This window comes from Pseudomonas sp. PAMC 25886, from assembly GCF_000242655.1.
Lineage (GTDB): Bacteria > Pseudomonadota > Gammaproteobacteria > Pseudomonadales > Pseudomonadaceae > Aquipseudomonas.
The window spans coordinates 16,552-42,379 of the sequence record NZ_AHHC01000042.1; the positions used below are offsets into that span (position 1 = coordinate 16,552).

Consider the following 25,828-nt stretch of genomic DNA (forward strand, 5'->3'; position numbering starts at 1 on the left):
CTGCCCTTACTCATAGTTGAGCCTGAAATCCACCACGGCCCGAAATGCCCCGCTGGTCAATGGCGCGGAGGTGCGCGTGGGCTGGACACTCCAGGTTTGAGTGCTGTCGCCCAGGGGCAAAAACAGCGGCTCGCCCCTTGAGCCCAACTGCACATCCCTTCCCTCGGCATCGGTCAAACGCAGGCCCATCCCGGTGATGCCCTGCACCTTGACCAGGCGTGGATCATCGGCGTCGGCGGGCGCGTTAAACGCCACCGACAGCACGGGTTGGTGGGCACTCCATGTCAGGTTGCCGGTACGCTCACTGGCGATTTTGCCGGCGGTGCGCTGGCAATCCTTGAAACGCAGCTGAAACGTCTTGGCGGTCGCCTGATCCCCAGGCCGTTGCAACTGGCCGGCAGAGATGGCGCCCAGGTCGATCGTTTGATGGACGGACGTCATCTCCAGGCTGCACGGCATTTCATGCATGGCCCCGCGGATATTCAGCCGGCCCACCATGCCCTCGATATCTTCTTCATCCAGGGCGTGGGCACTCGCCATCAAGGCCAGTAACAGACAGCCCAAGACCTTCACGTTGTCTAACTTCATGACTTTCTCCGGCAGCAGGCACTACTGACTAGGCTGCGAGGCTTGCACGTTCACGTTGCACGTTTCGCCACTGCAGGTGAACGCCAGCAGCGGGCGTCCGCCGTAATCATTCACGTAGGCCAGATAGGGGGTTGTGCCGAGTGCCTTGGCCGTTGGCCCCATAGTTTGCGAACCTCTGGGCGGGACCATCACCGGCTCGAAACCTTCCACGGTGTTGCCGTCCTTGCTGCTGCGTGCATCCACCAGGGTTACGTAGTAAGGCGTGGGGTTGTTCACCTGATACAGGTCGCCTTGGCGGGTAAGGGTCAGCTTCTCCTGCCAGGGGGTGGACAGGTCTTGCTGGCTGGGCGCAATGGCTTTGGGCCGGTAAAACAACTTGATCCGGGTTTGCAGGGCAATTTGCAGGGTGTTGGCCTTGTCGCTGCGGGGCGGAATTTCCCTCAGGTTGAAGTAGAAGACGGTCTCCCGATCCTGGGGCAGCGACTTGACCGCCGGCAACGCCTGAACTTTCACCTGGCTTTGTTTGCCGGGCTCCAAACGTTGAACCGGCGGCAGCACGATCAAGGGCGAGGTTATTTTTTTGCCCGCTTCATCCTCGATCCAGCCCTGGGCCAGATACGGCAATTGGGTGTTGTTATTGGTGATGTTCACGCTGGTGGCATCCTTGCCGCCATCAAAAATCACCCGGGTACGGTCCAGGGCAACCGCAGCGTTGGCGCCCTGGCTCAAGGCCAGGGCCAACAGCGCGAAGGCCTGGCAGGTGAGGCGTATGTTCAGCATCATGAGGATGTGTTCTCCATATCGTTACGCTCGCCGGTCAGCGCTGCTGGCTCGGGCAAGGATTGATCCACGGCTACCATTTGGCAGCGCAGTTGCAGGGCATCGGTCAGGCCATCAGCCGGTAAAATCACAGGCAGTTCGATGAGGCATCGTTCAGCGCCGCCCCAACTGACGATCATCTTCTCGCCGGCCTGAATGCCGCTCAGGTAGACATCCCCGCCGTCATTCACCACGCCGGTGTCCTGCTGTTTCATGTTCTGCACCGTCGCGCCAAAGGGCGGTGCACTGCCATCCGGCAGACGAAGAACAGCCATGGCTTTCGTACCGCTAATCACCTCCAGCGACCGGTAACCAATCGCCCCTTCGGTGAGGGTCAGTTGGGTCACGGATTGAGCGGCTTCGACGTTGTTCGGCAAGCGCTCCAGATCGACGCTGGCCGCCGTACGCTGATAGCTGCTGATATCGGAAATGACCGCCTTGCCGAAGGCGTTACTGCGGGTCGGCGTGCCATAACCCCGTATCGGCACGTCAGGCACACCCCCGGTGTCGACCATCAACCGGGTTCCGCCGGCACTGGTTGTACGGTGGAGCGCCCCGCCGTAAGGCGTGAGCGTGCCGCCGCCGCGAACAGACGCACTGAGGGTTCGGTTATTGCCTTGTTGGGTACTCGCGCTCAGGTCGATGTCGGCCTGGTCCCCGATATGACTCAGGTAACCGTTGGCGGAGTTATCGCTGGCACCCAACTGGTAGCTGTTGCGCTCGTCGATGCGGTCGCTGAAGCGCGTTGAAAAGCCGTTATCACCCCCGGTTCTACTGGCATCCATCGAGAGTGTGCCGCTGCGCCCGAACGGCAAACTGACTGTCAGCGACATCCCGTTATCCTTATGGTGGTACTCCCGGGTGCGGTAGACGTTCAGCGACATGTTCAGGTTTTTGACGGTGCCAAAATTGAAGTAGCGTGACGCCGACAGGTTCCAGCGCTGGGTCTGCGGCCGGTTCCAGTACGTTTGTTTGTTGTAGCTGGCGTAGACGGTGGCGCCCAGGTCACGGAACTGCTTGTTCACCGTGACTGTATAAAGGGCCTTGTTGCCGCCAATCGGCCTCCAGTGTTCAACAAGCTCACCGTTCTGGTCATACACGCCCCGCCCGCCGAGTTCGCCGTTCATCCCGTAATGCTTGGCATCCAGGTATTGGCTCATGCTCAGGAAGTTCTTTTCGGAGAACCGGTAACCCGCGAAGGTGACCTGGCTGTCGTACTGTTCGAAGTGCTTGGAATATTGAAGCCGGTAGGATTTACCCGTGAGCGTCTCGTTCCAAAGGTGTGCGCGGGACTCTGTCACGTCCACCGAGATGGCCCCGAACGCCAGCAGATCACGCCCCACCCCGGCCGACAGCGCACGGTAGTTGTTATCCAATATCGCACCGCCCAACAGCGACCAGCCGTTGCTGATGCCCCAGGAGAACTCCCCGGTACCAAAGAAGGCACCGTCGTCGTGGTATTGAAGGTTGGACGGCTGCCCGGCAGACAGCTTGTAACTCACCTGCCCGGGACGTGTCAGGTAGGGAACACCGGCTGTATCGAGCTGGAATTTCTGTACCGAACCGTCCTGCTCTTCCACCCGCACATCCAGCCTGCCGGACACGGCGTCATTCAGGTCCTGGATACGAAACGGTCCTGCCGCCACCAGCGTTTCATACAACACACGGCCCTGCTGGCTGATGATGACTTTGGCATTGGTCTTGGCGACGCCAACCACTTCCGGCGCGTAACCGCGCAAGTTGGGTGGCAGCTGGCTTTCATCCGACTTGAGCCCGGCCCCGGTAAAACGAAAGCTGTCGAACAGGTCCGAATACAGGTAGTCCTCGCCCACCACCAGGCGCGCTTTCATCTCAGGAAGGGCGCGATACGCGTAGTAACGGCTCCATTCCAGTTTTTGCCGCCGGGCCGACGATTCCCGGTCTTTCTCGACACGCCCCTGCCAATCCGCCCTCAGGCGCCAGGCCCCCGCATTGGCCCCGACGGTTCCGTTACCCGTGAGGTCATTGCGGGTACCGTCGTGCCGGCGGTAACTCGACTGCGCCGTCATGTTGTAGTCGACCAGCAGCCCCGGCACCCCTTCATCCCAACGTGAAGGCGGGTCCCAGTTAATGGCGCTGTATTCCAGATAGGCCTGAGGCAGGCTGATGCTCAGCGTGGAGGTGGCCAGGTCGGCGCTCACCTCCATACCGGGCAAGCCTTCAGGGTCCAGGCACTGGCCGTCTTTCCACCAGCGCAGTTTGGCCACGCCGGACTGTTTCAGGCCCAACTGTTCTACAAGTTCCGGGGATAAACAGGCCTGACTTCCCTTGGGATCATTATCAGGAGGATAGAACGCCACTGAGTATTCAGTCATTGGCTGGGTATTTAACTGCACCACCATCGCGTAGTTGCCGGGCAAGATAAACCCGCTGCGTGCAAATCGAGACAAGTCAATATTGGTGCGGTCACTCAGATCAAGCACGTCGGTATTAAATTCAATATCCCCGGCTCCCATTGCAGTTCCTGCCAGTGATATCAACCCGCCAAAGAAGCCCGGGCGAAGCTTATGTATGACTTTCAACGCATTCCACATGCAAGCAACCCATCACTCTTCAAAAGTATTCCAACTTGAACCGCACGGCGGCCGTGTGATCCCCCGCCAAGAGCGGCACTCCGTTGCCCACCAAGTGCACCGTGTAGTTGAGCGTCATGTCGCCATCAATCACCGGATGCAGCGCCATCGGCACTCCCGGAACACTCTCTTCACCCGCCGCATCCTGGATATGGAAGGCGACCCCCTGTGAGCCACCAAAAGCAGCAAAGGAGCGCCCGCCCCGGTCGGAAGGGCCGTCGAATGTCACGCGCAGGTGTTCCCAATCCGGCAGCGTTACGCCGGGGCGCGAGGGGTCGGGACGAGTCACCGAGCAGTTCACCAGACGCAACTGGAAGGGATGTTTCTGCCCCTGTCCGTCTCGTAGAAGCCGGCCGATGGGTTCGGAATCCATCTCGATGGTTTGATCGACAGTGGCCGCTTCCAGCCCGCAGGCTGAATCGATGATCACGCCTCCCAGCGTGACGACCCCATCGCCTTGCGCATCCGCCTGCGCGAACACCCAAGGGCTGATGAACATCGTCAATGAGGAGGCGATAGCGAGACTTATGAATGTTTTCACCTGAACCTCCCGCCAGCTTCCCCCCGCCACCTGAAGTGGCGGGGGAAAAACTTACTGATAAGCCAAGGTGAAATTGGTGACCGCGCTGAACTCACCAGGAACGATTTCGCCGGTGGCCTGGCCTTGTACGTAGGCACCGAATTCCAGCGTGTTGTTACCGGTGGAAATGACCTGCGGGGTCGTAGGGGTACCCAGCACGACAGGTCGGCCGCCATGGGTCATCATGACGCCGATGCCACCCGCGCCACCGACAGTGCCGATGGCGCCAGGCACAGCGCCCGATGGCGCGCCAGTAAAGGTAGTGGTGACGGTGTTATCGGTGAGGCTGGACAGGTCGCAGCCTTCCAGTTCGATACGCACAGGGCGGGACTGAGACCGGCCACCGGTTTCCAGCTGATGCTTTGCGATCGCGCCAAGGTGAACCGACTGATCTACGGATTCAGGCTTGATAGAGCAAGCACCCGAGTGCACAGACCCCAAAAACGTAACCGTTCCATCCGCAGCATTGGCTACAGAGATCGAACCTGCCAGCAGGCCGAGAGTTAACAGCGCAGTTTTCACTTTAGAATTCATTTGCAGACGCTCACATAATATTAAATATCACAACGGTATCCTGTCGCAGTTGCACGCAGGACTTGTTAAGCGTTTAACGCTTTCCAGAAAGGGATTTGAAGTATTGGTTTTTCCAACTACTTGCATTGCATTTCTGTCATTCGTTCGACGCCGGGCAATTATCCATGGCGATATTTAATAAAAAAGCCGTCCGATTCGCTGAGTTGCGTAGCTTTGTCACACCAAGACACATAGGAAAATTATGGCACTTTGCCAAAACTAAAAAATTGTCTGTAAGAACTAGACTACATGCAATTTAATGAGAATTATTTGTAAGCGGGAAGTCTGTAAGAATAGGATTACACCTTATAAAAAACAATAGTCATTACTTATAAAAACCAACTAACGGGTTGGCGAACAGGCCGACTGAACCGGCCTCGGGAGGGAGGCGAGCAAACGCTCAGGTGGGATGACCGTTCGTCTGGTCAGGTTGCTCGCTCACAAAGATATATCTTAAGTTGTATCTAAACCAAGAGAGAGAGCACCTGGATATGAGAGACCATCATTCCCACCGCGAGGGCCGCGACGGCTTCGAGAAACGCCCAGGCCGCGAACGCGGCGGCCGCGGCCCGCGGGTATTCGCCCCCGGCGACCTGAAACTGCTGCTGTTGGCGCTGATCGCCGAACAGCCATGCCACGGCTACGACCTGATCCGCCAGATCGAAGGCCTGTTCGATGGCGCCTACAGCCCCAGCCCCGGCGTGATCTACCCGACCCTGACCTTCCTTGAAGAAAGCGAAATGATCAGCGGCGACGCCGAAGGCGGAAAAAAACGCTACACAATCACCGACGCCGGACGTCTTTCCTTAAGTGAGCAAGCAATTGCCCTGGAAGGCGTGCGCATGCGCATTGACGTGAGCAAGCGCTCCCTGCGTGGCCATGACCGCCCGCCGGAAATTCACGAGGCGGTGCACAACCTGCGCCATGCCTTGCAGCTTCACCACGGACGCTGGAGCCCGGAAGAAATCGTCCGGGTTGCCGCCCTGCTCAACACCACGGCCCAGGCCATCGTCGACGGTCCGGCTGTTCAACCTGTACCGGAGCAAGCCCAATGACTGAACCGAATAAACTCGAAATCCACCGCGTCATGCACGAGATCAAACGCCGCCGCCTGGAAGTACTGAAGGTGGTGGATATCACCCCGCGCATGCGCCGTATCACCGTTGGCGGGCCGCAACTGGCCGGGTTTGTGAGCCTGGGTGCCGACGACCATATCAAGCTGCTGTTCCCGCAGAACGCCGCCGAGCAAGCGGCGCTGGACGACCCGAACTTCAGCCTCCAGGGCGACGGCCCTGCACCCGCCATGCGGGACTACACGCCACGGCGTTTTGACCTGGAGATTGGCGAACTGGAGATCGATTTCGTGCTGCACGGCGATGGCCCTGCGTCCACCTGGGCCGAACAGGCCAAGGTCGGCCAGCACCTGCATATCGGTGGGCCACGGGGTTCGCTGATCGTGCCGGATATCTTCGACAGCTACTTGCTGATCGGCGATGAAACCGCGATTCCGGCCATCGCCCGGCGCGCCGAGGAATTACCGGCGGGGCGCAAGGTATTGGCGGTCATCGAGATCGAAAATACGGCGGAACAGCAGCCGCTGCACAGCGCTGCCGAGGTTGAAGTGATCTGGGTGGTACGTGGCCAGGACGACCTGCTTGAAACGGTGAAAAATCTCACGTTGCCGGGCGGTTCGCTGTACAGCTTTGTCGCCACCGAGGCCAAACTGTCGCGCCAGGTACGGCGGGTGTTGCTGGATCAGCACAAGGTGAATGAGGCGTCCCTCAAGGCCGTGGGCTACTGGCGCGCCGACGCCAGCGAGGAATAGAACTCAGCGGTGGCGGCTGGCAAGCCTGTCCAGCCCCACCACTGCCAGCGCCACCAGCACGAACCCCGCCAGAATCCCCCCGGCATTGATAAACACCTGTGGATAACCCAGCTTGTCCACGTCAATGAACGGGTACTGATACAGCCCCCACACATACCCGCGCAACAGCGCATACGCGAAGTACACCACCGGGTAGATCACCCACAGCCCGATGTGTTTGAGCCGCAGGCTGCCCTTGGGTACGCAGCACCACCAATACACCACAAACACCAACGGCATCACGTCGTGCAGCAACTCGTCCGCCACAAACTGCAGGCCTGCAGGCGCCCACATATGCCGCAGCAACAGGCTGTAGGCGAGGCTGACCACCGCAATGCTCACGGCGATGCCGCTGCTGACCACCGGCCCGAGGAAAAACCGGCTCGCTGCCGTTGGCCGTTGCACCCAGGCATGGGTCAACACCACCGCCACCAGGGTGTTGGTGAGCACGGTGAAGAAGCTGAAAAAATTCACCAGGCCCGGCAACAGGCTCGCGCCATCAACCCAGCGAAAATAGAAAATGATGTACTGCTGCAGCGCCAGGCCAGCCCAACCGCCGAGGGCTGCCAGGCCGATAAGGTGAGGTTTCACCTCAATCCTCGACCGGCCGCTTGGTGCGCATCAACTTCACGTACAGACCCTCGACCTTCTCACGTGCCCACGGCGTCTTGCGCAGGAACGACAGGCTCGACTTGATGCTCGGGTCACTGGAGAAACAGCGGATGTTGATGCGCTCGGCCAGGCCTTCCCATTGGTAATGCGCCACCAGTGCGGTGAGGACCTGTTCCAGGGTGACGCCGTGCAGTGGGTCTTTGTTTGTCGCGGTCATGCCGGGCCTTTTGCAAAAAAGAAGAAAACCAAGCCGCGCACCTTAGCGGACGGGCCGGGCCGGTGGAAGCACCGCTTTAACTGTAGACGCATTCGATCGTTCCCACGCTCTGCGTGGGAATGCCGAATTGGACGCTCTGCGTCCTGCGGTCGACGCGATTTTTTGCCCTGCGCAATGGTGACGCAGAGCGTCACGGGATGCATTCCCACGCAGAGCGTGGGAACGATCAGAGTGGGAATGATCGAGCAGGGTTTGGGAAAAGTTCCCCTTGGCAGGGAAAAAAGTGATGTTATATTGTAACGATAACTATCAAGGGGTATCGAATCCCTTACCGTTTTCAGCCTTCTCTTTTTGCCGTTTGCCAAGGAACGACCGATGTCCCTCTCTTCTCTCTGGCGCCTCACCCCGCTGGCCGCCGCCCTGTTGATCACCTCCCAGGCCAACGCCCTGGAGTTGCAACCCCAAGTCATCACCGGCAACCCGCTGGGCAGCGAAACCCTCGCCTCGCCCACCACCGTGCTGGAAGGCGATGACCTGACCCTGCAACAAAAAGGCAGCCTGGGTGAAACCCTGAACAAGCAACCCGGCGTGTCGTCCTCGTACTTCGGCCCGGGTGCCAGCCGGCCGATCATTCGTGGTCAGGACGGCGACCGCATTCGCATCCTGCGCAACGGCGTCGGCGCGCTGGACGCTTCGTCGCTGTCCTATGACCACGCGGTGCCGCTGGACCCGGTCAACGTCGACCGCATCGAAATCGTGCGCGGCCCGGCCGCCCTGCTGTATGGCGGCAGCGCCATTGGTGGCGTGGTGAACACCTTCGACAACCGCATCCCCACCGAGGCCATTGAGGGCATTCACGGTGCCGGTGAATTGCGCTACGGCGGCGCCGACACCACCCGCAGCAGCGCCGGCAAACTGGAGGCCGGCAACGGCAGCTTCGCCTTGCACCTGGATGCCAACGCGCGGGAATTCAACGACCTGAAAATCCCCGGTTTTGCCCGCAGCCGCCATGCGCCGGAAAGCGAAGACGGTGAAGGCAAGAACGGTCGCCTGGGCAACAGCAACGGGCGTCAGGACGGCGGCTCGGTCGGCGGTTCCTACACGTGGGACGACGGTTACGCCGGGCTGTCCTACAGCAACTACGACAGCAACTACGGCTCCCCGGCCGAGCAGGATGTGCGCATCCGCATGAAGCAGGATCACTACGCCTTCGCGTCCGAGATCCGTAACCTGCAAGGGCCGTTCACCTCGGTCAAACTCGACGCCGGTTATACCGACTACAAGCACATGGAAATCGAAGGCGGCGAAACCGGCACCACCTTCAAGAACAAGGGCTACGAAGCCCGCGTGGAAGCCCGGCACTTGCCGATCGGGCCGTTCAACGGCGTGGTGGGCGCGCAAGTCAGCCGCAATGAATTCTCGGCCCTGGGTGAAGAAGCCTTCGTGCCGCAGACCGACACCAATGCCGGCGCGCTGTTTATCCTCGAAGAAATGCAGGCCACCGACCGCCTCAAGCTAAGCCTCGGCGGACGCCTGGAACACACCAACGTCGACCCGGACGGCAAAGGCAACGCGCGCTTCGCCAATGCCAACAAATCCGCCGACTTCACTGCCGGCAGCCTGTCGTCCGGCGCGGTGTATACCCTGACGCCAATCTGGTCGCTGGCCGCCACCCTCGGCTACACCGAACGCGCCCCGACCTTCTACGAGCTGTATGCCAACGGCGCCCACGTCGCCACCGGCACCTATGAACTGGGCGACGCCAACCTGTCGAAGGAAAAAGCCGTGTCCAGCGACCTGGCACTGCGCTTTGACAACGGCACCCACAAGGGCAGCTTCGGGGTGTTCTACAGCCACTTCTCCAACTACATCGGCCTGCTGGGCAGCGGTCGTACCCTGAATGACGAAGGCGAGGAAGACGCCGGCGGCATCCCTGAGTACAAATACTCCGGCGTGCGTGCGCGTTTCGCAGGGTTTGAAGCCCAGGACCACATCAAGCTGGGAGAAGGTGCCTACGGCAAGTTCGCGCTGGAGCTGTCGGGCGACTACACCCGTGCGACCAACCTGGACACGGGTGAAGCGCTGCCCCGGATTGCGCCGTTGCGTTTGAACAGCGGTTTGTTGTGGGAACTGGATCGTTGGCAGGCGCGGATCGACGTTGAACACGCAGCAGGTCAAGGCCGGGTACCGGATAACGAAAGCGGCACCGACGGCTACACCACCCTGGGCGCCAGCGCCGGCTACCGCTTCAATGTGGGCGGCAGCCAGTGGCTGGCGTTTGTGAACGGCGAGAACCTGACGAACCAGACCGTGCGCTATGCCAGTTCGATCCTGCGGGATATTGCTCCGGCACCGGGCCGGAGTGTGCAGGTCGGTCTGCGTACCACCTTTTAAAAGCTGATTGAAACCTCTGTGGCGAGGGAACTTGCTCCCGCTGGAGTGCGTAGCGCTCCCACTATTTTGGGGCCGCTGCGCAGCCCAGCGGGAGCAAGCTCCCTCGCCACAATAAGCACCTTTGCTACAGTCCCGGTGTTAACGCTTAACTAGTACCGCGCATCCACCGGCTTACTGCCCTTGGGCCAGTCCTTCACCTTGTCCGGGAAATCCGGGCGAGGTTGTTGGGAGAAGTACGCCGCCACATCCACCGCCTCCTGATCCGACAGCCCACCCTGCCCCAACGGGAATTTCTCGTGGAACCCGATCGGCATGTTGCGCTTGACGAACGCCGCCGCCGTGTACAGCCGCGCCATCCCCGCTCCGATATTGAACGACTGCTCGCCCCACAACGGCGGGTACACCGGTTCGCCATCCGCCCGTGTCAAACCCTGGCCGTTGTCACCATGGCACACCGCGCACTGCCTGGCGTACACCTGCTTGCCATTCTCCATGTCCGGCTTGATCGCAGGGTCGACCTTGCCGACCCCGCGCCCCGCCACTTTGTCTTGCGGTTTAGTGTTGTTTTTCATCCAGTCGAAGTACGCCACCATCGCCTGCATCTCCGCCGATTCCGGTGGCAACGGCGTGCCATTCATCGAGCGCCGGAAGCAGCCGTTGATCCGCTCTTGCAGGCTCACCACCTTGCCCGCACGCGGCGCATAGCCGGGGAAAAACGCCGAGACGCCCACAAACGGCGAACCGTCGGCCACGGTGCCTGCGTTGAGATGGCAACTGGTGCAGTTCAGCGCGTTGCCAACGTTATCGGGCAGCAGTTGCTTGGTTTGCAGGTGCAAGCGCATGCCGCGTACCACTTGATCGGCATTCGGCGCCGCCAGCAATTCAGCCAGGCGCGGGGTTTCGAACGCGGAAGAATCGGTGGTGACCGGGTTGAGCTGCCCGCGCATTTTCTTCACCTGGGCAACCGTGATGGGCGTGCCTTCGTTGCCCCAACTGCTGCGCACAAAGCTGAGGATTTCAGCGATTTCCTGGTCCGCCAGCCGGGCAAACCCAGGCATGGTGTAGACCCGTGGATGGGTCGCCGTTTCAGCGGTTTCCCAGCCAGTAAGGGTGATGTGCAGCACTGACGTCGGGTTGTTCGAAGCAACGCCCGGGTTGCCCGCCAGCCTCGGGAACAAGCCCTTTACCCCGCCGCCGTCGCTGCGGTGGCAGTCACTGCAAAACTGCATGTAGCCCAGGCCGCCACGGCTGGTAAACAGGTCCTTGGGTGGCGCTGCAGGCTCGTGGGCCACGGCGGGCATCGGCAGGTCGTCCTTGCCCGGCGGCAGGGATTTCAAATAGGTCGCGATAGCCGTCAAGTCGGTGTCGGTGAAATGCTGGGTGCTGTGATGAATCACATCCGCCATGTTGCCCGAGACCGTGGCAAAACGGTTCTGCCCGGTCTTGAGCAATTGCACGGTGTCGTCCACGGTCCACAGGTTGCGCAGGCTCAAGGCGCGCCAATGCTCCACAGTCTCCCCGGCTAGGTAATGCTGGCCGCTGCGCCCGGCATCGCTCATGGCCTTTTCCTGGAACGCGATGCCGCGCGGTGTGTGGCAGGAACCGCAATGCCCCAGGCCCTGGACCAGATACGCGCCACGGTTCACCACCTCATCCCTGGCCGGGTCCGGCGCAAACGGCTGCTTGTCCAGGAACGCAAAATTCCACAACGCCAGGCCCCAGCGCTGGTTGAACGGGAAACCCATCTCGGCCTCCAGGTTCGGTTTGTTCACCGCCTCCACGCCCTGCATCAGGTAGGCGAACAGGGCGCGCATGTCACCTTCGCTCATCTTCGCGTAGGACGGATACGGCATCGCCGGGTACAGGTTCTGCCCCGCCGGCGTCACGCCTTCACGCATCACCCGGTCGAACTGCTCGAAGCTGTACTGGCCGATGCCGGTGTCGCGATCGGGGGTGATGTTGCTCGAATAAATCGTGCCCATCGGCGTGCTCAGTTCCAGCCCGCCGGCCATTGGCGCGCCCTGTTTGGCGGTATGGCAGGCGATGCAGTCGCCCAGTTGGGCAACGTATTTGCCCTGTTCGATCAGCGTGGGGTCGGCTTCGTTGGCGTGCAGGGGAAGAGACAGACACAGCATCACCCCCACAAGGCCCAGACGTGACAGGGGAAAAATCATCGCACTATTCCTTTAATAACCCGGGCCTGGGGTGGTCCCCTCGGCGCAGGTCTGCAATCGTTTTTATTGGGTCATCAGGCGGATAACCGGGGCATGGTCAGCCCCAGCTTCGTTGTAGCGGATTTTTTGCGCGCGGCCCTTGATGTGGGTCAGGGCCAGGAGGGATCACACACCTGTGGGAGCCGGGCTTACCCGCGATGCAGACGACTCGGTACATCAGTTACACCGAGGTGATGCCATCGCAGGCAAGCCAGCTCCCACAGTTGATCTGCGGTGTTTCAGAGGATCAGGCGTTTTTCAGGTAGCGGGCGGCGTCGAGTTCGATCATCACCGGCTGGCGGGTGCCGGCCAGCTCCTGCAGCAAGGAGTGCAAGGCCTGTGGGGTATCCACCGCGTGATGGGCGATATAGAAACTGCGGGCCATGGCAGCAAAGTCCGGGGTCATGATATCGACCCCCAGCGGCGGTATTTCCCGCGCTTCCATGTAGTCGCGAATCTCGCCGTAGCACTGGTTGTTCCACAGCACCATGATCACGCCCACATCGGCCTCGCGGGCGGCGATCAGTTCGGCGCAGGAGAACTGCATGCCGCCGTCGCCCACCAGCGCCACCACCGGGCGTTCGGGCCTGGCCAGTTTCGCGCCGATGGCCGCCGGCAAGCCGTAGCCGAGGGTGCCGTAGCCGGTGCCGGCGTTGAACCAGCTGTTGGCGGCCGGCGCCTGGTAACCCACCGCGCCCTGATACACCGGCTGGGTTGAATCGCCGACGATCAACGGGTCCACCAGGCTGTCGCGCAGCAGGTCGAGCAAGCCTTGCAGGCCCTGTTGCTTGGCATTCCAGCTGTCGCGCTCGATCCGGTTGACCCGTTGCACGCCATCCTGCGCCCAACTGCCGGACGAGGCTTGTGGGGCGACCTGTTCCAGCAGCGCCTGCAAGCCTTCGCGGGCATCGCCCACCAGGCCGACATGGGCCCGTTGCACGCCCATGACTTGCATCGGGTCGATGTCCAGGCGAATCAGCGGCGCCTTGAATTTCAGCGGGCCGAGGCCGAAGAAATCGTAGTCGGTTTCTCCCAGTTCGGTGCCCACCGCGAGGATCACATCGGCCTCGTCAAACAGCGAACGGCCATGACGGGATGACTGCACGCCGTCCAGCAACAGCGGGTGATTCATCGGCAGCAAGCCACGGGCATTGGTGGTCAGCGCCACCGGTGCCTGGAGGCGCTCGGCGAGTTGTTGCAACACCTGGGCGCAGTCCCGGGCACCGCCACCGGCGAGGATCAACGGGCGGCGTGCTTCGTTGAGCAACCGCAGAGCGGCGGCCAGCGAGGCCGGTGCCGGAGCCGGCGCGCCGGGCAAGCTGCGGGGCATCAGGTTGAGGTCGACAGCGGGCATGTCCAGCACGTCCAGCGGGATTTCCAGGTGCACCGGGCGCGGGCGTGCACATTTGAAAACGGCAAAGGCCCGGGCGAGGATTTCCGGGAGTTGCGCCGGGGATTGCAGGGTGTGGCTGAAGGCGCACACGCCGGCGACCATCGCGCGCTGGTCCGGCAGTTCGTGCAGGTGGCCGTGGCCCAGGCGCAGGTGTTCGCGGCGGTTGGTGGTGGAAATCACCAGCATCGGGATCGAGTCGGCGTAGGCCTGGCCCATGGCCGTGAGGATGTTGGTCATGCCCGGGCCGGTGATGATGAAACACACGCCGGGCTTGCCACTGGCCCGGGCGTAACCGTCAGCCATGAAGCCGGCGCCCTGCTCGTGGCGCGGGCTGATATGGCGCAGGCGGCTGCCGTGCAGGCCACGGTAGAGTTCAACGGTGTGCACGCCGGGGATGCCGAAGACGGTGTCTACGCCATACCCTTCCAGCAGGCGCACCAGTGACTGGGCACAGGTGGTCATTGCTCACTCCTTTTTTATTGTTCTGTGTCGATGTGCGGGACCATAGGGCGCGCAAGGAGGCGCAACAATCGAAAAATTTCACCACCACTGCCGAAAAAAATTCACAGGTCATGCCCTCAACTGAGTAAACCGCTGCCCAACTGCAACTTCACCCACTCCCCAAACGCCTGCACCACCGGGCGCTCGACCTTCTGGTGATCGGCCACCAGGTAATACCCGCGATTGGACTCGATCTCGGTCTCGAACGGCCGCACCAGCCAGCCCTTGGCCAATGCCTCGCCGCTGATCAGGTTGTCGCCCATGGCAATCCCCTGGCTGGCAATGCACGCCGACTGCACAAAATGCGCATCGGCAAACACGATGCCGCGCTGCACGTCCACATTCGGCGCCCCGGCGGCAGCCAGCCACACGCGCCAGTCGGAGTAGTCGATCATGTGCAGCAACGGCGCGCCCACCAGGTTTTCCGGGGTCTTGAGCCCGCCCATGGTGTTGACCAGGCGCGGGCTGCACACCGGGAAATAACGCAACGACACAATCTTCTGCACATGCTGGTTCGGCCAGTCGCCCATGCCGTAGGCCACGAACAGGTCGGCGTTCTGGTCGCTGGTGTCGTCTGGCGTACGAGGGGAAATCAGGTGCAATTCCACCTGCGGGTACAGCGCCTGGAAATCCGCAATGTGGGTGCACAACCAATACGTCGCAAACCCCGCCGGGCTGCTGATGCACAGGCGCCCGCTGACCTGCTGGCCGTCAAAGCGCTGCCCGGCTTCGAGGATATTCGCCAGCAGCAGGTGGATGTCCCGGGCATAGCGCTCGCCCTGCCAGGTGATGCGAATGCTACGCCCGGTGCGCTCGGTCAGGGCAAACCCCAACGTCTGCTCCAGGCTCTTGATCTGGTGGCTGATGGCGCTGGGGGTCAGGTTCAGCTCGGTGGCAGCGTCCGACACGCTGCCCAGCCGAGCCACCGCGTCCAGCGCCCGCAAGGCGGTCATGGAGGGGTAGCGCATAGGTCTTCACCGGCGGGTATTTTTGCGCACCATAGCCGTTATCCACCGCCAGACATAGCCACAGCGCCGGGAAGTTTTCAGCAGGACAGTTGAATTAAATTTCAAGGTCGGGCGAAAAATCCTCGATTGACCTCAAAGGGCCAGTAGCTATTCTCGACCTCCATCACGGCGCCCCCGTGAGGCCGCTTACCTTACAAAAACAAGAGGGATAACCCTTGCACGCGCAGCCCAATTCCGTCACCCCGGTGGTCGCCATCGACGCTCTGCACAAGAGCTACGCCGCACACCACGTTCTCAAAGGCATCTCCCTGCGCGCCAACGAAGGCGAAGTGGTGTCGCTGATCGGTTCCAGCGGCTCGGGCAAAAGCACCCTGCTGCGCTGCATCAACCTGCTGGAGATCCCGTGCAGCGGCAGCCTGCGCATCAACGGCGAAGAAGTGCGGCTGAAAAAAGACCGCGCCGGCAACCCGCGAATCGCTGACCCCGACCAAGTGGCGCGGCTGCGCACCCAACTGTCGATGGTGTTCCAGAGTTTCAACCTGTGGCCCCACCGCACCGTGCTGGAAAACGTCATCGAAGCGCCGGTGTACGTGCTCGGCGAAGACCGCAAGGACGCCATCGCCCACGGCGAACACCTGCTGGAAAAAGTCGGCCTGGCGGACAAGCGCGATGCCTTCCCCGCCTTTCTCTCCGGCGGCCAGCAACAGCGCGTGGCCATCGCCCGTGCCCTGGCCATGCGCCCCCGGGTGCTGCTGATGGATGAACCCACCTCGGCCCTCGACCCGGAGCTGGTGGGCGAAGTGCTCAAGGTCATCCAGGGCATCGCCGAAGAAGGCCGCACCATGATCCTCGTCACCCACGAAATGGCCTTCGCCCGCGACGTGTCGAGCAAGGTGATGTTCCTGCACCAGGGCTTGGTAGAAGAAGAAGGCACGCCACAAAAAGTCTTCCAGAATCCTGATAGCGAGCGCTGCCGCCAGTTCGTCATGGCCCAGGACAATCGCGTTTGATCGCTCCAACACTGCCCCCCAAAAACAACTCAAACAGGGTAATCCCATGCAAAAGCTGATCAAGACTCTCACCGCCGGCTGCCTGTTCGCGCTCGCCGCCCACAGCGCCGTGGCCGCCGAAAAAATCGTCTTCGGTATCGCCCTGGAACCTTACCCGCCGTTCTCCGAGAAAGCCGGCAATGGCGCCTGGAGCGGTTTCGAGCCGGAGCTGATCAAGGCCTTGTGCGAGCGCCTGCAAGCCCAGTGCCCGCTCAAGGAAGTGTCCTGGGACGGGCTGATCCCGGCGCTGACCTCCAAGCAGATCGACGTGATCCTCAACTCCATGAGCATCACCGAAGAGCGTGAAAAGGTCGTCGACTTCACCGCGCCGTACTACCAGACGCCGGCCATGTGGGTGGCCGATGCCAGCCTGGACCTGACCACTACCCCCGAAGGCCTCAAAGGCAAAGTCATCGGCGTACAAGGCTCGACCTCCAACGCCACCTACCTCAAGGCCTACTACGCCAAGGGCTCGACCCTGCGCTACTACACCACCCAGGACGACATGACCGCCGACCTGCAAAGCGGGCGCATCGACGTGATGCTGGCCGACGCGCTGACCATCGAGCCGCTGCTCAAGTCCTCCGGCGGCAGCGGCCTGGCCGACAAGGGCCTGGCGCCGAAAGACCCGCTGTTCGGTTCGGGCATCGGTGCAGCGGTGCGCAAGGGTGACGACGCCCTCAAGCAGCAACTCAACAGCGCGCTGGCAGCAATGAAGGCCGACGGCACTTACGACAAGATTCGCAGCCGCTACTTCAGCGTCGACATCTCTGCGCAGTAACACCCGGCGGAAAAACTCATGATTTCTTTGTCCGAACTCTCCCAGCTGTTCGTCGCCGACGGCTGGCTTCACGCCCTGCTCCAGGGTGCAGTGGTGACCCTGCAGATCTCCGCCGGAGCCTTTGTGCTGGGCCTGGCCATCGGCTTGCTGGTGGCCATGATCAAACTCAAGGGCCCGCGCTGGCTGGTGCGCCTGGCCAACGCCTACACCACGCTGTACCGCGCGGTGCCGGAGTTGCTGCTGATTCTGCTGCTGTACTACGCGGGCACCGACCTGCTGAACATCACCATGGCCGCCATGGGCCGCGACAGCGTCACGGTCAACGGGTTTGCCGCGGCCGTGCTGGTGCTGGGGATCGTGCAAGGTGCGTATTCGGCCGAGATTATTCGCGGCGCGATCCAGGCGATTCCGGCGGGGCAGATTGAAGCGGCGCGCGCCTTCGGGATCGAACGCTGGTTGCTGCTGCGCCGGGTGCTGCTGCCGAGCATGTTGCCGTTTGCCATGGCCGGCCTGTCGAACCTGTGGCTGGTGCTGGTCAAGGACAGCGCATTGATCAGCATCGTCGGCTACAGCGAATTGCTCTCCGTGGGCAAGCAGGCGGCGGGCTCCACCAAGCATTACCTGGTGTTCTACCTGGCGGTGGCGGCGGTGTATTTCGTCATCACGCTGATTTCCAACGGCGCGTTCCGGGTGTTCGAGCGCCGGATCAACCGCTGGATGCCACAGCACTGAGGAGCACGGCGGATGGACTTTTCCTGGATCAACAGTTTTGCCGGCGAGCTGCTGCACGGCCTCGGCATCACCCTGAAGTTGCTGGTGCTGTCGGGCATCTTCGGCTTTGCACTCGCGGTGCTGGTGGCGTTGGGGCGCTTGTCGTCCAACCCGCTGATCAGCGGCCCGTTGCGCGCCTACACCGCCGTGTTTCGCGGCACGCCGCTGCTGGTGCAGATCTACATCCTGTACTACGGCGTGGGCAGTGTGTTCGCCAGCTACCCGCTGATTCGCGGCAGTTTTCTCTGGCCATACCTGCGCGAAGGCTTCTGGTACGTGGCCCTGGCGCTGATTTTGTGTGTGGGCGCCTACGTCGGCGAAGTGCTGCGCGGCGCCTTGCGGGCCGTGCCCAAGGGTGAGCTGGAAGCCGCGCGGGCCTATGGCATGAAGCGAATGATGGTGCTGCGCCGGGTCTGGTTGCCCCGTGCCCTGGAGCTGGTCAAGCCCACCCTGGTGGGCGAGACGGTGCTGCTGCTCAAGGCCACCGCGCTGGCCTCCACCGTGGCCGTCACCGACTTGCTGGGGGCCGCCAACCTGGTGCGGGCGCAGACCTTGCGCGTGTATGAGCCGCTGCTGGCGGTGGCGCTGATCTACATTGTGTTGGCGTTCGTGATCGAACACGGCTTCTCGCGCTGGGGCAAAGTCCCGCAGCGCCAGGCTTGAATCAACTTTGCTTTAAGGAGAACAAGGATGCGTTATTCCCCGTTTGTCGAACGCATTAGCGGCGAGTCCGTCAGCGCCTGGGATATTCACTACGCGGCCGTCGAGGCCCGGGGCCGTGGCGAGGACGTGATCGTGCTCAGCGTGGGCGACCCGGACTTCGCCACCGACAGCGCGATTTGCGAAGCCGCCGTCGACGCCCTGCGCGCCGGCGACACCCACTACACCCACGTGCTCGGCCGCCCGGCCCTGCGCGAAGCGATCGCCATCAAGCAAAGCCGGCTGCAAGGCGTTGCGGTGCACGCAGACAATGTGGCGCTGGTGGCCGGCGCGCAGAACGGTTTGTTTGCCGCCTCGTTGTGCCTGTTCAGCCATGGCGATGAAGTGCTGGTGCCGGAGCCGATGTACCTGACCTACGAGGCCTGCATCCACGCCTCCGGGGCGCGCATTGCGACCATCGAGCAACCGGCGGCCAACGGCTTTCGCCTGACCCGCGCCGCGCTGGAAGCGGCGATCACCGACAAGACCCGGGGCATCGCCCTGGCCACGCCCTGCAACCCGACCGGCAACGTCTACAGCCGTGAAGAGCTGGAAATGGTCGCCGAGGTGGCGCGCCAATACGACCTGTGGGTGATCTCCGATGAAGTCTACGGGCAGATCACCTACGACCATGAACACCTGAGCATCGCCTCGTTGCCGGGCATGGCCGAGCGCACCGTGGTGCTCAACAGCCTGTCGAAAACCCACGCCATGACCGGCTGGCGCGTGGGCTGGGTGGTGGGGCCCAAACCCCTGATCGGGCATCTGGATAACCTGCTGCTGTGCATGCTCTACGGCCTGCCGGGGTTTATCCAGGAAGCCGCGATCAAGGCGCTGGACGTGGATGATGCGGTGGTCAGCGATGCACGGGCGGTGTATCGCCGGCGGCGTGACCTGGTGGTGCAAGGCTTGAGCGCGATCACCGACCTGGACTGCCGCGTGCCCCAGGCCGGGATGTTCATGCTGGTGGACGTGCGCCGCACCGGGCTGACCAGCATGGACTTCGCCTGGCAACTGTTCCGTGCCACCGGCGTCTCGGTGCTCGACGCCCAGGCCTTTGGCGCCAGCGCCGAGGGGTTTGTGCGGATCTCCTTCACCGTCGCCGATGACACCCTCAAGGACGCCTGCCAGCGCATTGCCGGGTTTGTTCAGGGCCTGCGGGCCAATCGCTGATCCACTGACGAAACCCAATCACTGTGGGAGCTGGCTTGCCTGCGATGCAAGCACCTCGGTTTCTCAGTAACACCGAGGTGATCCTATCGCGGGCAAGCCCGGCTCCCACACAAGCCAGGTCCCACAGTTGATCGTCGCCGCTTTGAATATCGAGGTTTACCCCGTGACTGCTTCCGACCAATTCAATTCCACCCACTCCGCCGTCAGCCCTCACGCCGACCTGGTGCTGCACAACGCTCGCCTCTACACCCTCGACCCGGCCCAGCCGTGGGCCGAGGCCGTGGCGATTCGCGACGGGCGCCTGATCGCCGTGGGCACCTTCGCAGACGTGCAAAGCCTGATCGGCCCGCACACCCGCCAGCACGACCTGCAAGGCGCGTTCTGCATGCCGGGCCTGCACGACATGCACACCCACCCCGACCTGGCACTGGCCCCGCGCTACAGCGATGACCTGGACGTGGGCCTCGAAGACCCGACCCCGGAGCAACTGGCGGCGGCGATCCACGCCTACGCCGACAGCCACCCGGGCAACGGCTGGATCTACGGCCAATACTGGGTGCGCTACACCTTCCGCGAAGCGGGGCTGACGCCCGGCCGCGACTGGCTCGACAGCATCATGCCGGACCGACCGGTGGCCCTGCTCGACCGGATGTGGGGCACCATGATGGTCAACTCCAAAGCCCTGGAACTGGCCGGCATCGACCGCCACACCGCCGACCCGCGCAACGGCTACATGGAGCGCGACGAACTCAACCGCGAGCCCACCGGCCTGCTGATCGACGGCGCCTACGCGCTGATCCACGCCGCCATGCCGCCAACCCCGGTGGACGTACTGCGCCGCGCCTATCGCGATGGTGTGCATTTCCAAAGCTCCCGTGGGGTAACGGCGACCAAGTACGTGCACGTCTGCGAGCGGCGCCTGGACGCCCTCAAGGAACTGGATGACGCCGGCGAACTGACCCTGCGGGTGGAAGCCGCCATCAGTTGGCAGGATGATATTTTCCCGGTGCGCCGGCGCTGGGAATTGCTCGGCGGCGAGCGTCACTACTACCGCAGCGCCCGGCTCAATGCGAACGCGGTGAAGTTCCACTTCGACGGCACCGTGGAGCCAAAATCCTCGTACCTGATGACTCCCTGGGAAGCCAATTCCACGTGGCGCGGCAAGCTCAACCTGACCCCGGAACACATCACCGACATGGTGGTGGACATGGACCGTCGCGGCCTGCGGGTGATCGCCCACTGCACCGGCGACGGCGCCTCCGACGTGTTCCTGGATGCGGTGGCCGAAGCCCGGCGGGTCAATGGTGACAGCGGGATTCGTCACCAGTGTGCCCACAGCACGTTGCTGCACCCGGGCAACCTCAAGCGCTTCAAGGCCCTGAACGTGATCGCCGAATTTTCCCCGGCCGCCTGGTACCCGACGCCCTTCGCCAGCGGCGCGCGCAGCGGTTATGGCCAGGAGCGTCTCAAGCGCATCTACGACTTCAAAGGCGTACTGGCCGAAGGCGGCCTGGCGGTGATGGGCACCGACTGGCCGGTGGCGTCGATCGACCCGTGGCTGGCCCTGGAAACCATGGTCACCCGCCAGAACCCGTGGAACCAGGAGCCGGAATGCTTCGGTGAGCCGATCACCCTCGAACAGGCGCTGCAAGTGGCGACCCTCAACGGCGCCCACGCCATGGGCCTGGAACACACCACCGGCAGCCTGCAAGTGGGCAAGTCGGCCGACCTGATCGTGCTCGACCGCGATCTGTTCGCCGAGCCTGCACGCAACTACATCCACCAGACCCAGGTGCAACTGACGTTTGTCGAAGGTCGCCCGGTGTACGACCGCCTCGGCACCTTTGCCGACACCTCGATGCAAGCGGTGTGGCAAGGCCTGCCACCGGTGATCGAATGAACGCCGCGAGCATCGCGGTGACGGTGGTCGCCGGGTTCCTCGGCGCCGGCAAGACCACCCTGCTCAACCGCATGGCCCAGCAGCCGCAGTACGGGCGCATGGCGGTGATCGTGAATGATTTTGGCGAGCTGAACATCGATGCCGCGATCATCGCCGAAGTCACCGACGCGGTGGTCAGCCTGCAGAACGGCTGCATCTGCTGCACCGTGCAGGAAGACCTGCTGGCGCAACTGGTAAGCCTGACGCAGATGCGCCCGCGCCTGGACCGGATCGTCATCGAGTGCAGCGGCGTGTCCGACCCGCAACGCATTGTGCAGACCCTGGGTTATCCACAGCTCAAGGCGCAGTTGCATCTGGACACGGTGATCACCCTGGTGGACGCCAGCGGTTACCGCGCCCTGGAAGGCGAGTTCGCACGGCTGTCCCGGGCCCAGGTGGCCTGCGCCGACCTAGTGTTGCTGAACAAGGCCGACCTGGTCAGCGCCGCTGAACTGGAAACCCTGCGTGCCGAGATCGGTGGCCGGGCACGGGTGCTGAGCACGGTGCAGGCGATGGTGCCGGACGCCCTGCTGCTGGGTGAGCGCGGCGAGCGCAACGGCCTGAGCCCGGTGCTGCCGCGCCATGACCAACTGTTTGAAAGCTGGGTGTGGCAGGGCAACCAGCCGCTGCCCGCCAAAGCCTTGCGCGACTGGCTGGGGCAACTGCCCAAGGACCTGTTCCGGCTCAAGGGCCTGGTGCATTTGCAAGGCAACGACCAACCGTTCTGGCTGCAACACGTGGGCAGTCGCAGCCAGTTCACCCTGGCCAACGGGCAAGCGCCGGAGCTCGCGGTGCAACTGGTGTTTATCGCCCGGCGCGGCAGTGGCTTGCGTGAAGGGCTGGAAGCTCAGCTGAGTGCCCTGCAAGGCTTGTGATGCCTGTGGACAACAGGCATAAAGACGCTCCCTTCCCGGTTCGTTTCAAAGGAGCAGCATGTCCCAAGGATTGACCTATCGCCAGGCCCACCTGGATGACCTGCACACCCTGTGCGTGCTCGGCCAGCCGTTGAACCGCCTGCACCACCAGGAACGGCCCGATATCTACCGTGACGCCACCGACCAGGTGGAGCGCGACCAGTCCCATTGGCGGCCCTGCCTCACCAGCCGGGTCCAGGCGGTGTTTCTGGCAGAGTTGCAGGGTACGGGCGTCGGGTTTATCACCGTGCAAATCATCGAGACGGCCAGCCCGTTGCTGCAGCCGCTGCGCGTCGCCCGGATCGGCTCGGTATGCGTGCTGGAGGCCCAGCGCGGCCAGGGCATTGGCCGTGAGCTGATGGCACTCGCCGAGCGCTGGGCGGTCCGCCAGGGCGCCGGTGATTTGCGCCTGACCGTCTGGGCCTTCAACGAACCGGCCCAACGCCTGTACGAAGAGTTGGGCTATGAAAAGCGCGCCTTCGAAATGGGCAAACGCCTCGGTTAAATCGATGGACAAGCCCCTCGTGGCCCGGCGACTATCGACGCCCTCCTTCATCAGGCACGGACGCTGACTATGCTCGACATTCTCCAGGGCACGCCTCTTTGGGTGTACGCCGTTTATCTGTGGATCTGCTGGTACGGGATCAAGGCCACCCGCGGCAGCCGCGAAACCCGCCGGTCGCTGGTTATCCTGCCGGTGGTGCTGGTGATCTGGTCGCTGATGTCCATTGAACACTCGGCACTCTCGATCGGCTGCTGGCTGGGCGGTGCGGCCGTCGGCAGCCTGTTGGCGATGGCGCTGTTCACCGCCCGGGGTGCAAGCCTCGATGGCAGCACGCTGGTGCTGCCCGGCACCTGGAAAATCCTGCTGATCTCCCAATTGTTCTTCGGCGTGAAGTATTACCTCGGCTATCAACAGGCCGTGCATCCGTTGCTGTCGAGCACCGCGCCAATGCTGGCCCTGGCGGGCGGGGCTGCGGGGTTCACGGTGGGCCTGTTTTGCGGGCGGGCGATCAAGCTGCGGCGGGCGTTGGCGTCATTCAGCCGCGATGAGGGCATTGTGCTGCCTTGACCTGATCCCCCTCCCCGCTGAAAATGCGCGACGCTTTTCCCGTCTCCCCGTTTACTGAAGTAGTGAAATTTCAATGTCTGATTCCCGTACCGAAGAATCCGTAGTCGCCTTGCAGTCCAAAGCTGAATACGAAAACGCCATCAATCTTTCACAGCACGTGCCGGCGGCCAAGACCATCAGCGAGATGGTGCTGGACGCGTTCCACACCTCCAAGGAAAGCGACCAGATCCGCGAACTGCGTGTGGCCATCCGCCAGGCGCACGACGCTTTCGACGACGACAAGGCCTACGACCTGATGGGCGAGCTCAAGCAGCTCAAGGACGCCGAAGCCGCCGACAACGCCGCCCTCGAAGACCTGAACAGCAAATTCTCCATCAGCCGCATCCTGTCCAGCTTCAAGGACGACCCGGAGTTTCAGGAGCTGGTCTACGGTTTGGCCCTCAAGGTGCTGAACCAGACCCACCAGGCCATCAGCAACCCGAGCGCCGGTAAAGGCAAGGCTTCCCGCCCGAAGAAGGAAGCGGAAGTGTTCGCCATCAGCAAGGACGGCATCAGCGTCACCCTGCCGATGCGGTCGCCGCGCTCCAAGCCGAATGTCGACCGTGAAGCGTTTGAGTTCCTCGGTTTCAGCTTTGTCGGTGAAGGTGACGAGGCGGAACTGGAAGTTGAAACCTTTGTGGATAACTCGGGCGCCGAGCAGCCACTGACACGTAAAAGCATCATCACGGCGCTGCAGCAGCAGACCGCGTTTGAGGGCTACAGCATCGCCCAGCAGTAACCCGATGTAAATGTGGGAGCTGGCTTGCCTGCGATAGCATCACCTCGTTGCAACTGACACACCGAGGTGCCTGCATCGCGGGCAAGCCCAGCTCCCACATTGGGTCTGCGTCGCAGCGAATTCAGCCTACGACTTGAGCCGCAAACGCCTCGCGAAACCGCCGCATCTCGTCAGCATTCCCCACCGTGACCCGCACCCACTGCGGCCAGTTTTTCCACACGCGCCCGATCTTCACGCCCTGTTCGCCCAACTGCTCGATGACCTGTTCGGCCGGACGGCGCACGTCAATCATGAAGCAGTTGCTGTGAGACGCCGTGCAGGTGAATCCCCGGCTTTTTAGCCACGCCACCGTTTCATCCCGCAACCGTGTATTCAGCGCCTTGCGCGCAGGCACCAGTTGCGTATCCGCGAGGCTGGCGCGGCCGGCGAGCAAGCTGGCGGCGGCCGGCACGTTATCCCCGCCATACACCGCCAACTGTTCCAGCAACGCCGGATGACCGATGGCCAGCCCCAGGCGCGCGCCGGCCAGGCCGTAGATTTTCGAGAACGTACGCAGCACCAGCAAGTCGTCATGGTCCCTGACCCACGCCACGCAACTGGGCGCATCGCTGAAGTCGATATAGGCCTCGTCCACCAGCAAAATGCTGCCTTTGGGCTTGTTCGCCAGGGCCTGTTCGATGGCCTTGGCGGGTGTGAGGGTCCCGGTGGGGTTGTTCGGGTTGCAGAGGTAGATCAGGCCGGGCTGCCGGTCAATGGCGAGCATGGCGGGAAGGTCATGGGCGTGATCGGCGGTGAGGTCTACTTCGTGCACCTTGGCCTTGCGCGATTCGGCAGCCTCGCGCGGTACTTCGTAGGAAGGCGTGGCCATCACCAGGCTGCGGGTTTCGCTGGTAAACGCCAGCACCGCGTAACGCAACGCGGCCATGGAGCCGGCGAACACCGCCACCTGCTCCTCCAGAATGCCCTGTTGTTTGGCAAACTGCTCGACCAGCGCGTACATGTCCGGATAAGGGTAGCGCCCCGAGGCGGCAATGCCGCGCTGCATCGCCTGCCGCGCAGCCGGTGAAGGGCCGTAGGGGCTTTCGTTGTAGTTGAGCAGCACCTCGGGCGCCGCCACAGCCGGACTCGCTTCAGCCCACTCCAGACGCCCCAGCAAGGGCAAGGCCGCGCCCAGTGCGATCAGGGAACGACGACTCACGTTGACCATGAAGACCTCTCCTTGTCGGCTCGCAGCGTCAGGTGCGGGATTCGCCCCCGTTCCTGCCATTGGGTATGACGAGGAAAACACCCGGTGATTTACCCGGCCAACAAAAAGCCC

General features: G+C 62.5%; 24 protein-coding genes. 13 read left to right on the forward strand and 11 right to left on the reverse strand.

What is annotated here, in order from left to right; genetic code table 11:
- Positions 1 to 6: 6 nt before the first annotated feature.
- The 5 genes from MUM_RS0112950 to MUM_RS0112970 are packed head-to-tail and all read right to left on the reverse strand — an operon-like array spanning position 7 to position 5,133.
- Positions 7 to 588: a fimbrial protein gene (locus tag MUM_RS0112950; protein ID WP_010170273.1), complete on the reverse strand. Its 582-nt coding sequence runs from the start codon at positions 586 to 588 to the stop codon at positions 7 to 9.
- A 21-nt stretch (positions 589 to 609) separates the two neighbouring features.
- Positions 610 to 1,371 (reverse strand): fimbria/pilus periplasmic chaperone, encoded by a 762-nt coding sequence (locus tag MUM_RS0112955; protein WP_010170275.1) that lies wholly within the window; start codon positions 1,369 to 1,371, stop codon positions 610 to 612.
- On the reverse strand, positions 1,368 to 3,980 hold the full coding sequence (locus tag MUM_RS0112960) for an outer membrane usher protein (protein ID WP_158000314.1): 2,613 nt from the start codon (positions 3,978 to 3,980) through the stop codon (positions 1,368 to 1,370). Before MUM_RS0112960 ends, MUM_RS0112955 begins: the two co-directional genes overlap by 4 nt.
- A gap of 19 nt (positions 3,981 to 3,999) precedes the next feature.
- The gene (locus tag MUM_RS0112965) at positions 4,000 to 4,560 is read right to left on the reverse strand and encodes a fimbrial protein (protein ID WP_010170279.1); all 561 of its coding nucleotides are present in this window, start codon (positions 4,558 to 4,560) and stop codon (positions 4,000 to 4,002) included.
- Positions 4,561 to 4,611: 51 nt separating this feature from the next.
- A complete protein-coding gene (locus tag MUM_RS0112970; RefSeq protein ID WP_029615872.1) occupies positions 4,612 to 5,133 on the reverse strand; it encodes a fimbrial protein in 522 nt (173 codons plus the stop codon).
- A gap of 530 nt (positions 5,134 to 5,663) precedes the next feature.
- Between MUM_RS0112970 and MUM_RS0112975 the strand changes: the two genes are divergently transcribed.
- Both MUM_RS0112975 and MUM_RS0112980 read left to right on the forward strand, forming a co-directional pair.
- Positions 5,664 to 6,227, forward strand: coding sequence for a PadR family transcriptional regulator (locus MUM_RS0112975; RefSeq protein ID WP_010170285.1), 564 nt, complete (start codon positions 5,664 to 5,666; stop codon positions 6,225 to 6,227).
- Positions 6,224 to 6,997, forward strand: a complete 774-nt coding sequence (locus tag MUM_RS0112980; protein WP_010170287.1) for a siderophore-interacting protein — start codon at positions 6,224 to 6,226, stop codon at positions 6,995 to 6,997. The genes MUM_RS0112975 and MUM_RS0112980 overlap by 4 nt, the downstream gene beginning before the upstream one ends.
- A 3-nt stretch (positions 6,998 to 7,000) precedes the next feature.
- Here MUM_RS0112980 and MUM_RS0112985 read toward each other — a convergent pair whose 3' ends face one another.
- Together MUM_RS0112985 and MUM_RS0112990 are read right to left on the reverse strand one after the other, a co-directional pair.
- Positions 7,001 to 7,627 (reverse strand): Pr6Pr family membrane protein, encoded by a 627-nt coding sequence (locus MUM_RS0112985; protein WP_010170289.1) that lies wholly within the window; start codon positions 7,625 to 7,627, stop codon positions 7,001 to 7,003.
- A gap of 1 nt (position 7,628) precedes the next feature.
- Positions 7,629 to 7,865 carry a VF530 family DNA-binding protein gene (locus MUM_RS0112990; RefSeq protein ID WP_003216406.1) on the reverse strand — a complete coding sequence of 79 codons (237 nt, stop codon included), beginning with the start codon at positions 7,863 to 7,865 and terminating at the stop codon, positions 7,629 to 7,631.
- A gap of 375 nt (positions 7,866 to 8,240) precedes the next feature.
- On the opposite strand from MUM_RS0112990, the gene MUM_RS0112995 reads away from it, so the two are divergent.
- Positions 8,241 to 10,259 carry a TonB-dependent receptor gene (locus MUM_RS0112995; RefSeq protein ID WP_010170294.1) on the forward strand — a complete coding sequence of 673 codons (2,019 nt, stop codon included), beginning with the start codon at positions 8,241 to 8,243 and terminating at the stop codon, positions 10,257 to 10,259.
- 149 nt (positions 10,260 to 10,408) lie between these two features.
- Here the strand turns inward: MUM_RS0112995 and MUM_RS0113000 are convergent, their stop codons facing one another.
- From MUM_RS0113000 to MUM_RS0113010, 3 genes are all read right to left on the reverse strand, one after another.
- The gene (locus MUM_RS0113000; protein ID WP_010170296.1) at positions 10,409 to 12,433 is read right to left on the reverse strand and encodes a c-type cytochrome; all 2,025 of its coding nucleotides are present in this window, start codon (positions 12,431 to 12,433) and stop codon (positions 10,409 to 10,411) included.
- 286 nt (positions 12,434 to 12,719) lie between these two features.
- The gene (locus tag MUM_RS0113005; RefSeq protein WP_010170298.1) at positions 12,720 to 14,327 is read right to left on the reverse strand and encodes a 5-guanidino-2-oxopentanoate decarboxylase; all 1,608 of its coding nucleotides are present in this window, start codon (positions 14,325 to 14,327) and stop codon (positions 12,720 to 12,722) included.
- 116 nt (positions 14,328 to 14,443) lie between these two features.
- Complete coding sequence (locus MUM_RS0113010) at positions 14,444 to 15,334, reverse strand: LysR substrate-binding domain-containing protein (protein ID WP_010170300.1); 891 nt, start codon at positions 15,332 to 15,334, stop codon at positions 14,444 to 14,446.
- 215 nt (positions 15,335 to 15,549) lie between these two features.
- On the opposite strand from MUM_RS0113010, the gene MUM_RS0113015 reads away from it, so the two are divergent.
- The 10 genes from MUM_RS0113015 to MUM_RS0113060 all read left to right on the forward strand — a co-directional run bounded on the left by MUM_RS0113015 (position 15,550) and on the right by MUM_RS0113060 (position 24,510).
- Positions 15,550 to 16,344, forward strand: coding sequence for an ABC transporter ATP-binding protein (locus tag MUM_RS0113015; protein ID WP_010170302.1), 795 nt, complete (start codon positions 15,550 to 15,552; stop codon positions 16,342 to 16,344).
- Positions 16,345 to 16,390: 46 nt separating this feature from the next.
- A complete protein-coding gene (locus MUM_RS0113020; protein WP_010170304.1) occupies positions 16,391 to 17,164 on the forward strand; it encodes a transporter substrate-binding domain-containing protein in 774 nt (257 codons plus the stop codon).
- A gap of 18 nt (positions 17,165 to 17,182) precedes the next feature.
- Entirely contained in the window at positions 17,183 to 17,896 is a 714-nt protein-coding gene (locus tag MUM_RS0113025; protein ID WP_010170306.1) for an ABC transporter permease, read from the forward strand.
- A 12-nt stretch (positions 17,897 to 17,908) separates the two neighbouring features.
- A complete protein-coding gene (locus tag MUM_RS0113030; RefSeq protein ID WP_010170308.1) occupies positions 17,909 to 18,598 on the forward strand; it encodes an ABC transporter permease in 690 nt (229 codons plus the stop codon).
- A gap of 27 nt (positions 18,599 to 18,625) precedes the next feature.
- Complete coding sequence (locus MUM_RS0113035) at positions 18,626 to 19,807, forward strand: pyridoxal phosphate-dependent aminotransferase (RefSeq protein WP_010170310.1); 1,182 nt, start codon at positions 18,626 to 18,628, stop codon at positions 19,805 to 19,807.
- A 163-nt stretch (positions 19,808 to 19,970) separates the two neighbouring features.
- The gene (locus MUM_RS0113040) at positions 19,971 to 21,707 is read left to right on the forward strand and encodes an amidohydrolase (protein ID WP_029615873.1); all 1,737 of its coding nucleotides are present in this window, start codon (positions 19,971 to 19,973) and stop codon (positions 21,705 to 21,707) included.
- Positions 21,704 to 22,621: a CobW family GTP-binding protein gene (locus tag MUM_RS0113045; protein WP_010170314.1), complete on the forward strand. Its 918-nt coding sequence runs from the start codon at positions 21,704 to 21,706 to the stop codon at positions 22,619 to 22,621. Before MUM_RS0113040 ends, MUM_RS0113045 begins: the two co-directional genes overlap by 4 nt.
- 58 nt (positions 22,622 to 22,679) lie before the next feature.
- Entirely contained in the window at positions 22,680 to 23,165 is a 486-nt protein-coding gene (locus MUM_RS0113050) for a GNAT family N-acetyltransferase (RefSeq protein WP_010170317.1), read from the forward strand.
- 69 nt (positions 23,166 to 23,234) lie between these two features.
- On the forward strand, positions 23,235 to 23,732 hold the full coding sequence (locus MUM_RS0113055) for a hypothetical protein (RefSeq protein ID WP_010170320.1): 498 nt from the start codon (positions 23,235 to 23,237) through the stop codon (positions 23,730 to 23,732).
- Between the two features lie 73 nt (positions 23,733 to 23,805).
- On the forward strand, positions 23,806 to 24,510 hold the full coding sequence (locus MUM_RS0113060) for a hypothetical protein (RefSeq protein ID WP_010170322.1): 705 nt from the start codon (positions 23,806 to 23,808) through the stop codon (positions 24,508 to 24,510).
- A 121-nt stretch (positions 24,511 to 24,631) separates the two neighbouring features.
- Here the strand turns inward: MUM_RS0113060 and ptaA are convergent, their stop codons facing one another.
- Positions 24,632 to 25,717, reverse strand: coding sequence for a pyoverdine biosynthesis transaminase PtaA (gene ptaA, locus MUM_RS0113065; RefSeq protein WP_010170324.1), 1,086 nt, complete (start codon positions 25,715 to 25,717; stop codon positions 24,632 to 24,634).
- Positions 25,718 to 25,828: the final 111 nt, after the last annotated feature.

Coding starts and splice junctions, on each gene's coding strand:
- MUM_RS0112950 (WP_010170273.1), bottom strand. CDS start 588: ATGAAGTTAGACAACGTGAAGGTCTTGGGCTGTCTGTTACTGGCCTTG.
- MUM_RS0112955 (WP_010170275.1), bottom strand. CDS start 1,371: ATGATGCTGAACATACGCCTCACCTGCCAGGCCTTCGCGCTGTTGGCC.
- MUM_RS0112960 (WP_158000314.1), bottom strand. CDS start 3,980: ATGTGGAATGCGTTGAAAGTCATACATAAGCTTCGCCCGGGCTTCTTT.
- MUM_RS0112970 (WP_029615872.1), bottom strand. CDS start 5,133: ATGAATTCTAAAGTGAAAACTGCGCTGTTAACTCTCGGCCTGCTGGCA.
- MUM_RS0112975 (WP_010170285.1), top strand. CDS start 5,664: ATGAGAGACCATCATTCCCACCGCGAGGGCCGCGACGGCTTCGAGAAA.
- MUM_RS0112980 (WP_010170287.1), top strand. CDS start 6,224: ATGACTGAACCGAATAAACTCGAAATCCACCGCGTCATGCACGAGATC.
- MUM_RS0112990 (WP_003216406.1), bottom strand. CDS start 7,865: ATGACCGCGACAAACAAAGACCCACTGCACGGCGTCACCCTGGAACAG.
- MUM_RS0112995 (WP_010170294.1), top strand. CDS start 8,241: ATGTCCCTCTCTTCTCTCTGGCGCCTCACCCCGCTGGCCGCCGCCCTG.
- MUM_RS0113000 (WP_010170296.1), bottom strand. CDS start 12,433: ATGATTTTTCCCCTGTCACGTCTGGGCCTTGTGGGGGTGATGCTGTGT.
- MUM_RS0113005 (WP_010170298.1), bottom strand. CDS start 14,327: ATGACCACCTGTGCCCAGTCACTGGTGCGCCTGCTGGAAGGGTATGGC.
- MUM_RS0113010 (WP_010170300.1), bottom strand. CDS start 15,334: ATGCGCTACCCCTCCATGACCGCCTTGCGGGCGCTGGACGCGGTGGCT.
- MUM_RS0113020 (WP_010170304.1), top strand. CDS start 16,391: ATGCAAAAGCTGATCAAGACTCTCACCGCCGGCTGCCTGTTCGCGCTC.
- MUM_RS0113025 (WP_010170306.1), top strand. CDS start 17,183: ATGATTTCTTTGTCCGAACTCTCCCAGCTGTTCGTCGCCGACGGCTGG.
- MUM_RS0113030 (WP_010170308.1), top strand. CDS start 17,909: ATGGACTTTTCCTGGATCAACAGTTTTGCCGGCGAGCTGCTGCACGGC.
- MUM_RS0113035 (WP_010170310.1), top strand. CDS start 18,626: ATGCGTTATTCCCCGTTTGTCGAACGCATTAGCGGCGAGTCCGTCAGC.
- MUM_RS0113045 (WP_010170314.1), top strand. CDS start 21,704: ATGAACGCCGCGAGCATCGCGGTGACGGTGGTCGCCGGGTTCCTCGGC.
- MUM_RS0113050 (WP_010170317.1), top strand. CDS start 22,680: ATGTCCCAAGGATTGACCTATCGCCAGGCCCACCTGGATGACCTGCAC.
- MUM_RS0113055 (WP_010170320.1), top strand. CDS start 23,235: ATGCTCGACATTCTCCAGGGCACGCCTCTTTGGGTGTACGCCGTTTAT.
- MUM_RS0113060 (WP_010170322.1), top strand. CDS start 23,806: ATGTCTGATTCCCGTACCGAAGAATCCGTAGTCGCCTTGCAGTCCAAA.
- ptaA (WP_010170324.1), bottom strand. CDS start 25,717: ATGGTCAACGTGAGTCGTCGTTCCCTGATCGCACTGGGCGCGGCCTTG.